Raw genomic sequence first — 16470 nt, 5'->3', positions numbered from 1 at the left:
GTGGACCGTCGCCGCCCGGACACCGTAGTCCGGGAATATTGCCGCGTTGTTTCCATCGCAGCAGTCGATGCGAGAACGATACCTGGATGCGATGGATTCGCTGTGCGTTGCGCATTTCCGGCGCCGTCGAGAATGCGGAACGGGGGTAGAGGGAAGAGCGCAGGGTGGGGTATACCGCGCGGGCGGGGAAGAAAAGACGCCCCTCCGGCGCTTACACTTTCAGGCGGAGCGCCTCGCACGCGCCCCAGCCGACGACGTCCCTTTTCGAGCAGGCGCCGCGCGCGCAGGAGGATTCATGGAGCAGCACGACCCGTTCGGATTCATCGGACTGACTTACGACGACGTGTTGCTGCTTCCTGGCCACACCGACGTCATCCCGAGCGAGGCCGACACGTCGTCGCGTCTGAGCCGCCGCATCACGGTGGCGACGCCCCTGCTCTCGAGCGCGATGGACACCGTCACCGAAGCGCGCATGGCGATCGCGATCGCGCGCCAGGGCGGTATCGGCATCGTGCACCGCAACCTCTCGATCGAGGACCAGGCCGGCATCGTCGACCAGGTCAAGCGCAGCGAGTCGGGCATGGTCTCGAACCCCATCACCACGAACCCGGATGCCACGGTGGCCGAGGTCGACGCGATGTGCGCGCAGTACCGCATCTCGGGTCTGCCGGTGGTCGACCCCGACGGCGTGCTGGTCGGCATCATCACCAACCGCGACATGCGCTTCGTCTCGGGCTTCGAGCGTCAGACCACCAAGGTCAAGGACGTCATGACCAAGGACGGTCTGATCACCGGGCACGTCGGCATCCACGCCAACGACGTCATCGCGACCTTCGCCAAGCACCGCGTCGAGAAGCTCCCGCTCGTCGACGACGACGGCAAGCTCGCCGGCCTCATCACCATCAAGGACTTCGACAAGAGCGAGAAGTACCCGCTCGCCACCAAGGACGAGCAGGGGCGCCTGCGCGTGGGCGCGGCGATCGGCTTCTTCGGCGACGCGTGGCAGCGCGCCGAGGCCCTGCGCGACGCGGGCGTCGACGTGCTCGTGGTCGACACCGCGAACGGGCAGTCGGCCGGCGTGATCGACATCGTGCGTCGCCTGAAGGCCGACTCCACCTTCGACCACGTCGACGTCATCGGCGGCAACGTCGCGACGCGCGAGGGCGCCCAGGCGCTCATCGACGCGGGGGTGGATGCCGTGAAGGTCGGCGTCGGACCGGGCTCCATCTGCACCACCCGCGTCGTCGCCGGCGTCGGCGTGCCGCAGGTCACCGCGATCTACGAGGCGGCGAAGGCGGCGATCCCCGCGGGCGTGCCCGTGATCGCCGACGGCGGCCTGCAGTACTCGGGCGACATCGCCAAGGCCCTCGTGGCGGGCGCCGACACCGTCATGCTGGGCTCGCTCCTCGCCGGAACCGACGAGTCGCCGGGCGAGATCGTCTTCCAGGGCGGCAAGCAGTTCAAGCAGTACCGCGGGATGGGCTCGCTCGGTGCGCTGCAGACGCGCGGCAAGAAGACCTCGTACTCGAAGGACCGCTACTTCCAGGCCGACGTCCCCAGCGACGACAAGCTGATCCCCGAGGGCATCGAGGGCCAGGTGCCCTACCGCGGCCCCGTGGCGGCCGTGGCCTACCAGCTCATCGGCGGGCTGCGTCAGTCGATGTTCTACGTCGGCGCTCGCACGGTCGAGGAGCTCAAGACCAAGGGCAAGTTCGTCCGCATCACCTCGGCGGGACTCAAGGAGTCGCACCCGCACGACGTGCAGATCGTCGTCGAAGCGCCGAACTACAAGAAGTAGGCGTTCCCCACGAACGGGCCGGGCAGGCGACTGCCCGGCCCGTCGTCGTTTCGCCGCGGCTCCTCGTCGGTAGCCGCCCGAAGCCCGGGTGGTCGCTGGGGACACGGCATCCGGATGCCGATAAGCTGGCCGGCTCGCCAGCCGCGGGCCGACGGGGGACTGCCGTGGGCATCCGCAGTCGCCTCCGCCGCCACGAGCGGCCGACCCGGAATTCGCCATGGGATACCTCGACCTCGCCGCCCTCTCGTTCACGCTGCCCGACGGCAGGCCCCTGCTCGACGAGGTGACGTTCCGCGTCGGCGAGGGGGTGACGACCGCTCTGGTCGGTCCCAACGGCGCGGGGAAGACGACGCTGCTGCGCATCATCCGCGGTGACGAGAAGGCGCACGGCGGTGTCGTGTCGATGGGTGGCTCGCTCGGAGCGATGGACCAGTTCGTCGGGCACGGGCGCGACGAAGAGAGCGTCCACGACCTCCTCGTGTCCGTCTCGCCGACCCGCATCCGACGTGCGGCGATCGAGCTCGAGGCGTCCGAGGACGCCCTCATCGAGCACGACGACCTCGACACCCAGCTGCGGTATGCCTCGGCGCTCGCCGACTACGCCGACGCGGGCGGCTACGAGCACGAGACGGTCTGGGACACCTGCACGACGGCCGCCCTCGGGCTGCCGTACGAGCGGGCGCGGTTCCGCGACCTGTCGACGCTGTCGGGCGGCGAGCAGAAGAGGCTCGCCCTGGAGGCCCTGCTGCGCGGACCCGACGACGTGCTCCTGCTCGACGAGCCCGACAACTACCTCGACGTGCCCGGCAAGCGCTGGCTCGAGGAGCAGTTGCGAGCCACGGCCAAGACCGTGCTGCTCGTCTCGCACGACCGCGAACTGCTCGCCCGCGCCGCCGACCGCATCGTCACCCTCGAGAGGGGAGCCGCGGGCAGCACCGCGTGGGTGCACGGCGGGGGATTCGGCACGTATGGCGCCGCGCGGGAGGACCGCATGGCCCGCCTGGAGGAACTGCGTCGCCGCTGGGACGATGAGCACGAGAAGCTGCGCGCGCTGGTCGCCCGCATGAAGGTGGCCGCGGCCGCCAACGACGGCTTCGCCTCGCGCTACCAGGCGGCGGTGACGCGCCTGTCGAAGTTCGAGCAGGGCGGACCGCCCGAGGAGCGCCCGCCCGAGCAGGATCTGCAGCTGCGCCTCCGCGGAGCGCGCACGGGTAAGCGCGCGGTGGTGACGGAGCGGCTCGAGCTGTCCGGGCTCATGAAGCCGTTCGACCTCGAGGTGTGGTTCGGCGATCGCGTCGCCGTGCTCGGCTCGAACGGGTCGGGCAAATCTCACTTCCTGCGTCTTCTCGCCGGCGGAGGCACCGACCCCGACGCGCGTCTCGGGCACGTCACCACCGTGGGCGCCGGGCTCGATCGGGTCGCCCACTCCGGTCGCGCCATCCTGGGCGCCCGGGTCGTCCCCGGGTGGTTCGCCCAGACGCATCGGCATCCGGAGTTCGTCGGGAGAACCCTCTTGGACCTGCTTCATCGCGGTGACGACAACCGGGCGGGAATGCCGAGGGATGCCGCGAGCTCGGCGCTCGATCGCTACGGCCTCATCGCGCAGGCCCAGCAGGCGTTCGACACGTTGAGCGGCGGGCAGCAGGCGCGGTTCCAGGTGCTGCTGCTGGAGCTCTCGGGCACGACACTCCTGCTGCTCGACGAGCCGACGGACAACCTCGACCTCGCCTCGGCCGAGGCGCTGGAGGATGCGCTGTCGCGGTTCGAGGGCACCGTCCTCGCCGTCACGCACGATCGGTGGTTCGCGCGGTCGTTCGACCGGTTCGTCGTGTTCGGCTCGGACGGGGAGGTGTACGAGGCGGCGGAGCCCGTGTGGGACGAGAAACGGGTCGTGCGGGCGCGGTGACGCGCCGGATGGGCGCGGCTACGCTGTGCGCATGATCCGACGGCGCAGTCACCCGGCGGCGTCGATGTCGGCGCGGCGGACCGAGGCGTTCACCGACGGCGTCTTCGCCATCGCGGCGACCCTGCTCGTGCTGGGGCTCACCGACCAGTCGCTGGGCTCGCCCACCACCGACGACGAACTCGCCCGCGGGCTTCTCGATCTCGCGCACCCGCTGTTCTCGTTCGTCATCAGCTTCCTCATCCTGTGCGTGATGTGGATGACCCACGTGCGGCAGTTCGAGTGGATCGTGCGCATCGACGACACCGGCATGTGGATCAACAACATCCGGCTGCTGCTGGTGGTGTTCGTGCCCTTCACGTCGTCGTTGGACACCTCGCACTCGGATCTGCTGCTCGGGCGCGTGCTGCTGCCGGTCAACTTCTTCCTCGCGATCGTGATGGGGTGGCTGCAGTGGGCCTGGGCCGTGCGCTCGGGCGCGATCGCCGATCTGACCCGGGACGATGCGCGACGACTGGGCCGCGCGAGCCTCAGCGCGGTCATCCTGAGCGCCGCGGCGATGGTGCTGAGCCCGGTACTCGGCTCGATCGGCTTCCTGCTGTTCGCCTTCGACGGCCTTCTCACGCGACTCCTGCGGGGATCGGACGACCCGTTGTCGCCTCCCTCTGCGTCTGCGGGGGAGTCCGACGCGGCCGACGGCGATGTCGGAGGGCGCGGGTAGGCTGGTCGGGTGACCATGGAGATCGATCTCGGCCGCGCCAAGCGCGCCCGCCGCGCGTACACCTTCGACGACATCGCCGTCGTGCCGTCGCGGCGCACGCGCAACCCCGAAGACGTCTCGACCGCGTGGACCATCGACGCGTTCCCGTTCGAGATCCCGGTGCTCGGTGCGCCCATGGACTCCGTGGTCAGCCCTCGCACCGCGATCGAGCTCGGGCGCCTGGGTGGGCTCGGCGTCCTCGACCTCGAGGGCCTGTGGACGCGCTACGACGACCCCGAGCCGCTGCTGGCCGAGATCGCGACGCTGCCCGAGGCCGACGCCACGCGCCGCATGCAGCAGCTGTACTCCGAGCCGATCAAGCCCGAGCTCGTGCGCGACCGCCTCGCCGAGGTGCGCGCCGCGGGCGTCACCGTCGCCGGTGCCCTCACCCCGCAGCGCACGAACGACCTGTACGAGACCGTCGTCGCCGCGGGCGTCGACCTCTTCGTCATCCGCGGGACCACCGTGTCGGCGGAGCACGTGTCGAAGGTGGCCGAGCCCCTCAACCTCAAGAAGTTCATCTACGACCTCGACGTCCCCGTCATCGTGGGCGGGGCCGCCACCTACACGGCGGCCCTGCACCTCATGCGCACCGGTGCCGCGGGCGTGCTGGTCGGCTTCGGCGGCGGCGCCGCTTCGACGACGCGCGCAACGCTCGGGCTGCACGCGCCCATGGCCACGGCCGTGGCCGACGTGGCCGGGGCCCGACGCGACTACCTCGACGAGTCGGGCGGACGCTACGTGCACGTCATCGCCGACGGCGGCGTGGGCACCTCGGGTGACATCGTGAAGGCCCTCGCCATGGGTGCCGACGCCGTCATGCTCGGTGTCGCGCTGGCCCGCGCCACCGACGCCCCCGGGCGCGGGTACCACTGGGGTCCCGAGGCCCACCACCCCGAGCTTCCCCGCGGACGCCGGGTCGAGGTCGACCGCGTGGGTCCTCTCGAGCAGGTCCTTTACGGCCCCGCCCCCGTCGCCGACGGCACCGCCAACCTCATCGGTGCGCTCAAGAAGTCGATGGCCACCACGGGATACTCCGACCTCAAGGAGTTCCAGCGCGTCGAGGTCGTCGTCGCCCCCTACGGGCACTGATCACGAAAGCCCCATGACCTCCCCCCCCACGACCGAGCCGGCACCGCCGCAGATCTTCCCGCCGACGCTGCGGGAGGTCATGCTGCGGCCACGCTGGATCGCGCTTCTCGCGTTCTCGCTCGTCGTCGCGGGCGTGCTCGCCTGGCTCGGGCAGTGGCAGCTCGGTCGCGCGGTCGACACCTCTCCTCCCGAGCCGGGGCTGACCGAGGTCGTGCAACCTCTCGCCGACGTCGTGAAGCCGGGCGACTACCTGCCGGAACCTCTCGTCGGTCAGCGGGTCGAGACGAGCGGCACGTGGGTGGCATCCGATTTCATCGTCGTCTCGTCCCGCTTCAACAACGACGTGCAGGGCTACTGGGTGACCGGTCAGCTGCGCGTTTCGGGGACGACCACACCGACGTCGATCGCCGTCGCGACCGGATGGACGAGCAGCCTCGATGAGGCCAACGCCGCCGCCGACGAGCTGCGCGCCCAGGCCGAAGCGGACCCGACAGCGGTCGTGGACGTGACGGGACGACTCATCTCCGACGAAGGGGCGTCGATACCGCCGGCGAATGCCGACCCCCTCACCCTCGTGAAGATGTCGCCCGCCATGCTGCTGGGCCGGTGGCACGACACCCAGAACCTCGACGTCTACCGCCAGTACATCGCCTCGCAGACGGCGATCGGCCCCCTCGACGCCATCGCCTCCCCGGCGCCCGACGAACGCTCGCGGGTCAACTGGCTGAACATCTTCTACGCCGCCGAGTGGGCCATCTTCGCCGGCTTCGCGCTGTACCTCTGGTACCGCCTCGCGCGCGACGCGTGGGAGAAAGAAGTCGAGGATCTCGAGGACGAACAGGCCGAGGCCGTCGCGGAAAGCTCCGCGTCGAGCAGTCCGGCGGGAGCCGCGGAATCCCGCGACTAGACTGGCCTCCATGCCCCGCGCCCCCAAGCTCGCCTCGTTCCCGGCGATCCGCGGAGCCCTGAAGTTCTACCAGATCTGCTCGATCATCACGGGTGTCGGCCTGCTTCTGCTGGTCGCCGAGATGATCCTGAAGTACACGCCCATTCACGTGGAGCTGTTCCTCGGCGGATCCGGTGGCTTCCTGTGGTTCGCGGATGCCGTGCCCGGCCCCGACTGCCAGTGGTTCTCGCTCTTCGTTCCGGGCGGCAACGGGTGTTCGATCCTGTCGACCGGCGACGGTGTGAACATCTCGCTGGCGATCCTGGTGGTCCACGGCTGGTTCTACGTCGTCTACCTCATCTCGTGCTTCCGCGTGTGGAGCCTCATGCGGTGGCCGTTCCGTCGGTTCGTCTTCCTCGCCCTCGGTGGCGTGGTGCCGTTCCTCTCCTTCATCCTCGAGGTGCGCACCGCCCGTCGCGTGCGCGCCTACCTCGCCGAGCGTGAGGCCGCGAAGGCCTCCGCTCCCGTTCCCGCCCCGGAAGGCAACCGGTGACCGAACAGACCGAAACGTCCCAGCGCCCCGTCCTCGTCGTCGACTTCGGCGCCCAGTACGCTCAGCTGATCGCGCGCCGCGTGCGCGAGGCCGGCGTGTACAGCGAGATCGTCCCGCACACCGCATCGGCGGAAGAGATCGCGGCGAAGAACCCCGTGGGCATCATCCTGTCGGGTGGCCCCTCGTCGGTGTACGAAGAGGGAGCCCCGAGCCTCGACTCCGGCGTCTTCGACCTCGACGTCCCGACCCTCGGCATCTGCTACGGCTTCCAGGTCATGGCGAAAGCACTCGGCGGAGAGGTGGCGAACACGGGCCTCCGCGAGTACGGAGCGACGGATGCCACGGTCGTCACCGAGGGCACGCTGCTCGAGGGTCAGCCCGCCGAGCAGAACGTGTGGATGAGCCACGGCGACCAGGTCTCGCGCGCCCCCGAAGGCTTCGAGGTTCTCGCCCGCACGGCGCACACCCCCGTCGCCGCGTTCGCGAACGACGCGCGCCGCATGTACGGCGTGCAGTGGCACCCCGAGGTCAAGCACTCCGACCACGGTCAGCACGTGCTCGAGAACTTCCTTCACAAGGCTGCAGGACTCCCGGCCGACTGGAACAGCGGAAACGTCATCGCCGAGCAGGTGGAGCGCATCCGCCAGCAGGTCGGCAGCAGCCGCGTCATCTCGGCGCTGTCCGGCGGCGTCGACTCCGCCGTGTCGACCGCTCTCGTCCACGAGGCCGTCGGCGACCAGCTCATCGCCGTGTTTGTCGACCACGGGCTGCTCCGCCAGGGCGAGCGCGAACAGGTCGAGAACGACTACGTCGCCTCGACCGGCGTGAAGCTCATCACCGTCGACGCGCGCGAGACGTTCCTGAACGCCCTCGCCGGTGTCAGCGACCCCGAGCAGAAGCGCAAGATCATCGGCCGCGAGTTCATCCGCGCGTTCGAGAAGGTGCAGGCCGACCTCGTCGCCGAGGCGAAGGCCGAGGGCGAGCAGGTGCGCTTCCTCGTGCAGGGAACCCTCTACCCCGACGTCGTCGAATCGGGCGGCGGAGCCGGTACCGCCAACATCAAGAGCCACCACAACGTCGGTGGCCTGCCCGAAGACCTGCAGTTCGAGCTCGTCGAGCCGTTGCGCACCCTCTTCAAGGACGAGGTGCGCGCCATCGGGCGCGAACTCGGACTGCCCGAAGCGATCGTCGGCCGCCAGCCCTTTCCGGGGCCCGGCCTTGGCATCCGCATCGTGGGTGAGGTCACCGCTGACCGTCTCGAGATCCTGCGTGAGGCCGACGCCATCGCGCGCGCCGAGCTGACCAAGGCAGGCCTCGACAACGAGATCTGGCAGTGCCCCGTCGTGCTGCTCGCCGACGTGCGCTCGGTCGGCGTGCAGGGCGACGGCCGCACCTACGGCCACCCCATCGTGCTGCGCCCCGTCTCGAGCGAAGACGCGATGACCGCCGACTGGACGCGCCTGCCCTACGACGTGCTGTCGAAGATCTCGAACCGCATCACCAACGAGGTACGCGACGTCAACCGCGTGGTTCTCGACGTGACGTCGAAGCCGCCGGGGACGATCGAGTGGGAGTGAGCCGGGGTGTCGGTCGCGACGAACGTCGCTGCTGACTCCCGGCTACGTGACACGCCCTCCTGAGTCGAGAGCGGGGCCCCGACCCCGATCGGCTCAGGAGGGCGTGTCACTTCGCCTGGCGTTCGCGGCGAGGTGCGCGCTCGGCCCGCCCAGGCTGCGGGTATGAGTCCGTGCCCCTTCGCCGTCCGGCGCCGGCGGCGCTCTGTCTGGACGCGGAGGTAGGGGGAGGGCCCCGACCCCGATCGACTCAGGAGGGCGTGCCACTTCGCCTCGCGCGCGGGGCGAGGTGCGCGCTCCGCCTGACCGGGCTGTGGGGATTGGGACGGGATTTCTCGTTCGGGGCGAAAGAAATGCGCCCCGAATGACGGGATGCGCCCCAAACCACGTTCACAGGTGGCCCCGGGGCCACGCTCGGCGCCCCGGCGATGTCGGCAACTGCACGGGCGGCGCCGCGGGGCCACCGCCCGCGACCCGATGCGCACGTCGGGGCGACCGCGGCTCCGGCACGCCGCGGGGCGCGCAGCGGGTGGGGGAGGATGGGGGCGTGACTTCCGGCGACTTCCCCGACGCGTGGTACCTCATCCTGTCGAGCCGGCTGATCCCCGACCTCGACGGCGGATACACGATCGCGACCCTCGCGCGTGCGCGACAGATGGCGGATGCCGGTGCGGAACCGCTGCTGCTGACCGTCGACCCCGGTGACGCCGACGCCCACTCCGCGCAGCGCGCGACCTTCGTCGAGCGGGGGGCGGCCTCGGCATCCGGGATCTTCCGCAACCTGTTCGACGAGGCCGTCGACGCCGACGGGGGAGCCGCGGGATGGCTGCGCGAAGTGGCGCACGCGGGCGACGCCGATCCGGCGCTCGAGTACCGGAGCGTGGCCGGGGGAGCGGTCGAGCTGCCCGTGGTCATCGACCCCGACTGGCACCTCACGACCGCGCCGATCGTGATCCGGGATGCCGCGGGCGAAGCCGTCGGCGTGATCGACGGATTCGGGGCGCTGTACCGCGCGTGGCTGACCGACCTGGCCGATCGGCTCCGCGCCGAGAACGACCGACCCATTGTCGTCATCTGCGAGTCCAGGCAGCTCGGCGAGCTCATCGCGGGCTGGGGCGACGACGCCGTGCGGATCGTGCACACCGTGCACACGATCCATCTCGAGCCGCCGTTCCAGGCCGACTCCGAGCTGAACCCTCTGTGGACGCGATGGTTCGAGATCTCACCGCGATTCGACGCCGTGCTGTGGCCGACCGCGTACCAACGCGACGACGTGCGGGCGCGCTTCGGCACTGCCGCGAACGACGTGGTCGCACCGCACGGGGTGGAGGCTTCGGATGCCGTGGTGCCGGCGTCGCAGCGCGAGAGTGGCCTTGTCGTGGTGCTGGGGCGGCTCGCCCCCGGCAAACGGCTCGACCGGGCGATCGAGGCCTTCGCGCGCGTTCTCGCCGACGTGCCGGACGCCCGACTCGAGCTCTGGGGCGAGGGGGCGCAGCGCGGGGCGCTCGAGGCCCTCGTCGCCGAGCGCGGACGCGAGCACGCCGTCTCGCTGCCCGGGCTGACCACCGACCCGGGCGCCGTGCTCGACCGTGCGGCGGTGTACCTCACGACGTCCGCCTTCGAGGGGCAGGGGCTCGCCCTCGCCGAAGCGCTCGCGCACGGCACGCCGGTGGTGGCGTGGGACATCCGGTACGGCCCGCGCGACATGCTCGCGTCGGGTGGGGGCATCCTGGTTCCGGACGGTGATGACGACGCTCTGGTCGACGCGCTGCGGAGGATGCTCACGGACGACGGGCTGCGCGAGAGTCTCGCGGCCGAGGCGCGGCACGCGGCGGAGGCCGTGGGCCCGGCGCGCGCGATGCGCACGCTCGCCGCGGTCGCACGCGAGGTGCTGGGGAGGCCGCGCCGGCGCTAACGCCGGGCGCCCGCGACAGCCGCGCGACCTTGCGCACCGCGTTGCCGCATCGGCCGGAGAGCCGCGGTACGCCGGGCAGCACCCACTCGGCGCCCACGCCCCCGACACGATCGATGGGGAAAGTGCCTCCACCGGGCCGTCGATGGAGGGCGGCGCGTCCGCTCCGACCGACATGGTCCGCGCCGGCTCAGCCGCGCGCGAGCTTCCGCACCGCGTTGGCCGCATCCGCCGGAGAACCGCGGAACGCCGGACCGTGGCCGGGCAGGACCCAGTCGGCATCCAGTCCCGCGATGTGATCGAGCGAGGCGAGCGCCTCGGTCGGGTCGTCGGTGAAGGGCGCGGGTCCGGGTCCGGTGCGACCGGTAAGGACGTGGCGCGTCGTAAGGGCGTCGCCGACGAACACGGCGCGCACCGCGGGGGAGAAGACCGCGACGCTGCCGGGGGAGTGGCCGGGCATGCCGACGATGCGGGGGCTCCCGGGCAGGTCGAGGGTCTCGCCGTCGGCGACCTCTCGCACCTCGGTCAGCCACTGCGGGCGCATGCCCTTGCGGATGCCGAAGGCGGCGAAGCGCAGCAGCGGGCCGAGGCGGAACGGGCCCATCGCACTCTTGGGCTTGTCGCCGCCGCGGGCGCGATCGGCGTCGGCCGCGTGCACGAAGACGGGCACGCCGCGCTCGCGGCGGAGGCGCTCGGCGAAGCCCACGTGGTCGCTGTCGCCGTGGGTGAGGATGACGCCGCGGATGTCGTCGAGCGACCGGCCGATCGCGTCCACCTCCGCGCGAAGGTCGGCGTACATGCCGGGGAGGCCGGCGTCGACGAGGGTGATGCCCTCGGGGGCGACGATGAGGTACGAGGCGACGATGTCGTTGCCGATGCGGTGGAGCGATGGCGCGAGTCTCACGGGGTGCCTTTCTGGATGGCTATGATGATTAGCCATGATAGCTTATATCCGTAGCCATGAGGAGGGTTCGTGCCCACACCGGAGAGAACGTCGCTCGAGGAGATCGTCGAGGCGGCCGCGCGACTGCTCGAAGAGGGCGGACCCGGCGCCGTGACGATGCAGGCCGTCGCTCAGGCGGTCGGGGTCAAGGCTCCCTCGCTGTATAAGAGGGTGCGCGACCGCGAGGCCCTGCTCGGGCTCGTCGGGGCGGCCGCGGCCGACGACCTGACGGCACGGCTCGAGGCGGCATCCAGAGGCCTAGACGACCTACTGGTCGCCTTCCGCGCGTTCGGGCGCGGCCGACCCGAGGCGTTCCGCCTGCTGTTCACGACGGTGGTCGATGCCGACCGGCTCGCTGCCACGAGCGCCCCGGTGCTGCGCGCGACGACCATCGCCGTGGGCGAGGCTCATGCGCTCGAAGCGGCGAGGCTGCTCACCGCGTGGGCGACCGGGTTCGTGACGATGGAGCTCGCGGGGGCCTTCCGCCTGGGCGGTGACCTCGACGAGGCGTACCGCTACGGCCGGCGCCACCTGGTCGCCTCGCTCACGCTGGATCAGGGGGCGGAGCGGCCGGCCCAGGGGTCGTAGTCGGCGATCAGATCTTCTTGCGCCGGGCGCTCGGCATCCGGAACGTGCTGGAGGTTCACGCGGACCCGGTACCAGAGCGAGCTCGACCCGCGCATGCCGTCGACGAGGACATCGGCGGGGTGAAGCTGCGATGTCGCTTCCGGATGCCGCTGCTTCCACGTCTCGAGAGCGTCGAGGGCCTCGGGCTTGGTCTTGGTGCGCGCGACCTCGACGAGCGGCATCGTCGAGGCGCGGCGTCCGGAACCGTCGGATTCCCGCGGAGGCTTCTCGGCGGGGCCGAGCTGTTTCGCCAGGGACAAAAGGGCGTCAAGAGACCCCGCGGCGTCGTCGATGCCCGCGTGCGGGTCTCCGATGCTGCGGAACCGGTCGGGCACCGTGAGCACGGTGAACTCCTCGGGGCGACGGTCGCGGACCTCGTCCCATGTGAGGGGAGTCGAGACGCGGGCATCGGGCAGCGCGCGGATCGAGTACGCCGAGGCGACCGTGCGGTCCTTGGCGTTCTGGTTGAAGTCCACGAACACGCTCTCGCCGCGCTCCTCCTTCCACCAGCGGGCGGTCGCGAGTCCCGGCGCGCGGTTCTCGACCTCGCGCGCGAGCGTTTCGGCGGCGAGACGGACGTCGGTGTAGTCCCACTCGGGGCGGATGCGCACGAGGATGTGGAGGCCGCGCGAGCCCGAGGTCTTGGGCCAACCGACGAGACCGTGGTCTTCGAGCACATCGCGGGCGATGAACGCGACATCGACGATCTGCGACCAATCCACGCCGGGCATCGGGTCGAGGTCGACCCGCAGCTCGTCGGGGTGGTCGAGGTCTTCGGCGCGGACGGGATGCGGGTTCAGGTCGAGGCAGCCGAGGTTGACGACCCAGGCCAGGCCCGCGGCATCCCGGATCACCGTCTCTTCGGCGGAGGTGCCCGAGGCGTAGCGCAGGGTCGCGGTGTCGATGAAGTCGGGGTGGTTCTCGGGGACGCGCTTCTGGAAAAACGGCTCCTGGTCGAGACCCTTCGAGAAGCGCTTGAGCACCATCGGTCGCCCGCCCGCTCCGCGCAGGGCGCCCTCGGCGACGGAGAGGTAGTACCGCACGAGGTCGAGCTTGGTCAGACCCGGCTCGGCGAAGACGACGCGATCGGAGCTCGTGACGCGTACCTCGTGGCCGTCGACATCGAGGATCTCGGGCGGCGTCTTCGCGGGACTCATGGCGCGAGGCTAGCGCCGCGGCATCCGGGATTCGCACCCCTTGCGGGCGGAGTGCGGGGGTGTGGCCTGCACGACGAAGGGCCGCCCCGAAACGGGACGGCCCTTCGTGTACGGCGAGTGCGTCAGTTGTTGCCGCGCAGGATCGCGATCATGCGCAGGATCTCGACGTACAGCCACACGACGGTGACCATGATGCCGAAGGCGCCGACCCAGCCGTAGACCCGGGCAGCGCCGTTGCGGACGCCGCGCTGGATCTGGTCGAAGTCGAGCACCAGCGAGTACGCGGCCATGATGACCACGAAGACGCCGATGATCAGGCCGAGCGGGATGCCCGCAACCTTCATGCTGTAAAGGCCGAAGGCGCCGCCAGCGATCGGGGCGTTGAAGAGCATCAGTCCCACGTTGAGGAGGGCGAACACCAGATAGCCGACCATTGCGATCATGAAGATCTTGGTGGCGCGGGCCGAGGCGCGGATCTTGCCGCTCGCGAACAGGGCGAGGGTCACGCCGACCACGGAGAGCGTGGCGAGAGTGGCCTGGAGGACGATGCCCGGGAAGATGAACTCGAAGTAAGCCGAGATGCCACCGACGAACAGGCCCTCGAACGCCGCGTAGGCGATGAAGACGGGGACGGAGGGCTTCTTCTTGAAGGTCGCGACCATCGCCAGGACGAAGCCGACGAGTCCTCCGACGAGCGTGGGGGCGAAGCTCGGGTTCGGGTTGGCGACGCTGACGCCGGCCATCGACCAGATCCAGCCAACGACGGCGGTGACGACGAGGATGCCGAACAGCGCCAGGGTCTTCATGACGGTGTCTTCGACCGTCATGCGACCGGTCTCGACGGCGCTCGCCGACGGGGCGGCGTACGCGCCTTCGATCGAGGCGGCGGCGGCGGGATCGACGGCCGGGGGCGGGCTGTAGCGCGTGTTAGCGCCACCGGCTCGAGGGTCCTGGAACGCCGGGTTGTTGAATGCCGGGTTGTTGAGGGCCACGGGAACTCACACTCCAAAGATGGTGATCACAGCACCGTGCTGTCAGACAACACTAGCCGAGCGGGGCGGTGGATTCCTTGTGCTGACTGGGATTCTGCTCTGAGCGCACTCGCTGTTCACCCGGTGCCGTTAGCGTGTCGAGGTGCCTCTCGTCATCGGTCATCGCGGTGCGCCCGGGTACCTGCCCGAGCACTCCCGCAGCTCGTATCTGCGGGCGATCGCGGAGGGGGTGGATGCCGTCGAGCCCGACGTCGTCCCCTCGAAGGACGGCGTGCTGGTCGTGCGGCACGAGAACGAGATCTCGGGCACCACGGACGTGTCGACGCGACCGGAGTTCGCTGGGCGACGAACCTCGAAGGTCGTCGACGGCGAGCACCTGACCGGCTGGTTCGTCGAGGATTTCACGTGGGATGAGCTGCGGACGCTGCAGTGCCGAGAGCGGATCCCCGCCCTCCGCCCCGACAGCGCGGCGCACGACGACTCCGAACCCGTGCTGCGCCTCCGCGACGTCCTCGACCTCGCCTGGCAGGGCGGGGTGGCTGTGGTGCTCGAGATCAAGCACGCGGCGTCGTTCGCCCGCCTCGGGTTCGACCTGGCCGAGCTCGTCGACGCCGAGCTGCGCGCCGCGGGATGGCGGGATGCCGAGGACGCGCTCGTCATCGAGTCGTTCGAGCCCCTGGTCCTGGCGCGGCTGCGAGAGCGCGGCATCCGGGTTCCGCTCGTGCAGCTGATCGAGGCGAAGGGGACGCCGTGGGATCTGCGGGAGCGGGACGGGGCGGACGCCGCCTCGTACGCCTCGATGCGGACCGCGGCGGGTCTCGATGTCCTCGCCGGCGAGGTGCAGGGCATCAGCCCGGACAAGCGCTCGGTGCTCGCGCCCGACGAGCGCGGCGTCGCGCGGGGGCCGGCGCGGTTCGTGCGCGAGGCGCAGGAGCGGGGCCTGCGGGTGTTCACCTGGACGTGTCGGCCCGAGAACGCCTTCCTGCTGCCCGCCTTCCGCGGCCCGGGCGGTGAGGAGTCGTTCGGCGACTGGCGAGGCGAGTGGGCCGTGTTACGCGATGCCGGGCTCGACGGGGTGTTCGTGGATCATCCCGATCTGGGCGTCGGGTTCTTCGGGACGGCGCGAAACTCCTGAGTCCCGACCCACGTGCCGGGCGTTGCAGCTCCTGGACCGCGTCGAGGCGACAATTCTCAGGAGTTCCGGCCCGCGCAACCCCGACCCCCCGGCGTGCGCGCAGCCGACAGGATGGCCCCATGACGATGGATGTGACGGTGGTCGGCGGCGGGATCTCGGGCCTCGCGTGCGCGCGGGCGGTTCAGGACGCGGGTCGCTCGATCCGCGTGCTCGATCGCGGGCGCCGGGTGGGCGGGCGTCTGTCGAGCCGCACGATCGACGGTCGACCCGTGGACCTCGGGGCCTCGTACTTCGTGGTCGGCGAGGCCGAGGGCTTCGCGCACGTCGTCGCCGATTGGGAGGAGCGCGAGCTCGCACGGCCGTGGACCGACACGTTCCAAGTGGTCGACGCCGACGGCGGGTGGACGCCCAAGCCCGGGCCGATGCGGTGGGCCGCTCCCGCCGGGTTGCGTTCGCTCGCCCTCGACCTGGCAGAGGGCCTCGACGTCTCGTCGGAGCGCGTCGTCGAGAGCGCGGCGCCGTTCCGCGTCGACGGCGAGGAGGCGGGCGAGGTCGTCCTGGCGATGCCGGCCCCGCAGGCGGCGCGGCTGACCGGCGGGGCGCCCGGCGGTGCGCAGGAGTGGGAACCGGTGATCGCCGTCGTCCTGCGGTGGGACCGACGGCAGTGGGATGCCGACCTGCACGGCGCCTTCGCCGACGGCGACGCGGATGTGTCCTTTGTCGCCGACGACGGCGATCGCCGCGGCGACGGCGCCCCCGTGCTCGTCGTCCACACCACGGCGGACCGCGCCCGACAGCACCTCGACCACCCCGAGTCGGCGATCGCGCCGGTGCTCGCGGCGACCCGGCGGCTGCTGCGCATCGACGTCCAGCCGGTGTCGACGCACGCGCATCGCTGGACCTTCGCCCGGCCCGCCGGAACGACCGGGCAGCCGTTCTTCCGCTCGCCGGGGCTCTCCGCGTGCGGGGACGCGTGGGGCGACAGCGCCGCCGTCCGCACCGCGTGGGCGTCGGGCGATGCCCTGGGGCGGGCGCTCGCGGCATCCTGAATCACGTCGAGGACACGCGCGGGCAGTGAGCGCGCGCGAATCCCGGGCGCGCCGCGGAATCGCCGAGGACGGACGGGGGATCGACGTCG

At 70.9% G+C, this 16470-nt stretch carries 14 protein-coding genes; 11 read left to right on the top strand and 3 right to left on the bottom strand.

Going from position 1 to position 16470, the window contains the following annotated elements; genetic code table 11:
* Positions 1–295: 295 nt before the first annotated feature.
* From guaB to AB6V31_RS12275, 8 genes are all read left to right on the top strand, one after another.
* Complete coding sequence (gene guaB / locus AB6V31_RS12310; protein WP_074696505.1) at positions 296–1798, top strand: IMP dehydrogenase; 1503 nt, start codon at positions 296–298, stop codon at positions 1796–1798.
* 217 nt (positions 1799–2015) lie between these two features.
* Positions 2016–3704: an ABC-F family ATP-binding cassette domain-containing protein gene (locus AB6V31_RS12305; RefSeq protein ID WP_369365969.1), complete on the top strand. Its 1689-nt coding sequence runs from the start codon at positions 2016–2018 to the stop codon at positions 3702–3704.
* Between the two features lie 31 nt (positions 3705–3735).
* Positions 3736–4422, top strand: a complete 687-nt coding sequence (locus AB6V31_RS12300; protein WP_369365967.1) for a TMEM175 family protein — start codon at positions 3736–3738, stop codon at positions 4420–4422.
* 15 nt (positions 4423–4437) lie between these two features.
* Positions 4438–5553: a GuaB3 family IMP dehydrogenase-related protein gene (locus AB6V31_RS12295; protein WP_056226486.1), complete on the top strand. Its 1116-nt coding sequence runs from the start codon at positions 4438–4440 to the stop codon at positions 5551–5553.
* A gap of 13 nt (positions 5554–5566) precedes the next feature.
* Entirely contained in the window at positions 5567–6460 is an 894-nt protein-coding gene (locus AB6V31_RS12290; RefSeq protein ID WP_369365964.1) for an SURF1 family protein, read from the top strand.
* Positions 6461–6470: 10 nt separating this feature from the next.
* Positions 6471–6992, top strand: coding sequence for a DUF3817 domain-containing protein (locus AB6V31_RS12285; RefSeq protein ID WP_056226492.1), 522 nt, complete (start codon positions 6471–6473; stop codon positions 6990–6992).
* On the top strand, positions 6989–8569 hold the full coding sequence (gene guaA / locus AB6V31_RS12280) for a glutamine-hydrolyzing GMP synthase (RefSeq protein ID WP_056226495.1): 1581 nt from the start codon (positions 6989–6991) through the stop codon (positions 8567–8569). Before AB6V31_RS12285 ends, guaA begins: the two co-directional genes overlap by 4 nt.
* Before the next feature lie 544 nt (positions 8570–9113).
* The gene (locus AB6V31_RS12275) at positions 9114–10481 is read left to right on the top strand and encodes a glycosyltransferase (protein ID WP_369365962.1); all 1368 of its coding nucleotides are present in this window, start codon (positions 9114–9116) and stop codon (positions 10479–10481) included.
* Between the two features lie 187 nt (positions 10482–10668).
* Here AB6V31_RS12275 and AB6V31_RS12270 read toward each other — a convergent pair whose 3' ends face one another.
* Positions 10669–11382 carry an MBL fold metallo-hydrolase gene (locus AB6V31_RS12270; RefSeq protein ID WP_369365960.1) on the bottom strand — a complete coding sequence of 238 codons (714 nt, stop codon included), beginning with the start codon at positions 11380–11382 and terminating at the stop codon, positions 10669–10671.
* A gap of 69 nt (positions 11383–11451) precedes the next feature.
* Here AB6V31_RS12270 and AB6V31_RS12265 point away from each other — a divergent pair, with 69 nt between their 5' ends.
* Positions 11452–12009: a TetR/AcrR family transcriptional regulator gene (locus tag AB6V31_RS12265; RefSeq protein WP_369365958.1), complete on the top strand. Its 558-nt coding sequence runs from the start codon at positions 11452–11454 to the stop codon at positions 12007–12009.
* Here AB6V31_RS12265 and ligD read toward each other — a convergent pair.
* Both ligD and AB6V31_RS12255 read right to left on the bottom strand, forming a co-directional pair.
* A complete protein-coding gene (ligD, locus tag AB6V31_RS12260) occupies positions 11976–13205 on the bottom strand; it encodes a non-homologous end-joining DNA ligase (protein ID WP_369365957.1) in 1230 nt (409 codons plus the stop codon). The genes AB6V31_RS12265 and ligD overlap by 34 nt on opposite strands.
* A gap of 122 nt (positions 13206–13327) precedes the next feature.
* Positions 13328–14197 (bottom strand): Bax inhibitor-1/YccA family protein, encoded by an 870-nt coding sequence (locus tag AB6V31_RS12255; protein WP_074696521.1) that lies wholly within the window; start codon positions 14195–14197, stop codon positions 13328–13330.
* 142 nt (positions 14198–14339) lie between these two features.
* Here AB6V31_RS12255 and AB6V31_RS12250 point away from each other — a divergent pair, with 142 nt between their 5' ends.
* The gene (locus AB6V31_RS12250; RefSeq protein WP_369365955.1) at positions 14340–15332 is read left to right on the top strand and encodes a glycerophosphodiester phosphodiesterase family protein; all 993 of its coding nucleotides are present in this window, start codon (positions 14340–14342) and stop codon (positions 15330–15332) included.
* A gap of 119 nt (positions 15333–15451) precedes the next feature.
* Positions 15452–16381, top strand: coding sequence for an NAD(P)/FAD-dependent oxidoreductase (locus AB6V31_RS12245; RefSeq protein ID WP_369365954.1), 930 nt, complete (start codon positions 15452–15454; stop codon positions 16379–16381).
* Positions 16382–16470: the final 89 nt, after the last annotated feature.

It is taken from the genome of Microbacterium sp. 16-032 (assembly GCF_041079455.1).
GTDB lineage: Bacteria > Actinomycetota > Actinomycetes > Actinomycetales > Microbacteriaceae > Microbacterium > Microbacterium testaceum_A.
This window is presented reverse-complemented; position numbering and strand designations above follow the sequence as displayed.

What these genes read in the sequence shown, in the direction of transcription:
- guaB (WP_074696505.1), top strand. Translation starts at nt 296, where the DNA reads ATGGAGCAGCACGACCCGTTCGGATTCATCGGACTGACTTACGACGAC.
- AB6V31_RS12305 (WP_369365969.1), top strand. Translation starts at nt 2,016, where the DNA reads ATGGGATACCTCGACCTCGCCGCCCTCTCGTTCACGCTGCCCGACGGC.
- AB6V31_RS12300 (WP_369365967.1), top strand. Translation starts at nt 3,736, where the DNA reads ATGATCCGACGGCGCAGTCACCCGGCGGCGTCGATGTCGGCGCGGCGG.
- AB6V31_RS12295 (WP_056226486.1), top strand. Translation starts at nt 4,438, where the DNA reads ATGGAGATCGATCTCGGCCGCGCCAAGCGCGCCCGCCGCGCGTACACC.
- AB6V31_RS12290 (WP_369365964.1), top strand. Translation starts at nt 5,567, where the DNA reads ATGACCTCCCCCCCCACGACCGAGCCGGCACCGCCGCAGATCTTCCCG.
- AB6V31_RS12285 (WP_056226492.1), top strand. Translation starts at nt 6,471, where the DNA reads ATGCCCCGCGCCCCCAAGCTCGCCTCGTTCCCGGCGATCCGCGGAGCC.
- ligD (WP_369365957.1), bottom strand. Translation starts at nt 13,205, where the DNA reads ATGAGTCCCGCGAAGACGCCGCCCGAGATCCTCGATGTCGACGGCCAC.
- AB6V31_RS12245 (WP_369365954.1), top strand. Translation starts at nt 15,452, where the DNA reads ATGACGATGGATGTGACGGTGGTCGGCGGCGGGATCTCGGGCCTCGCG.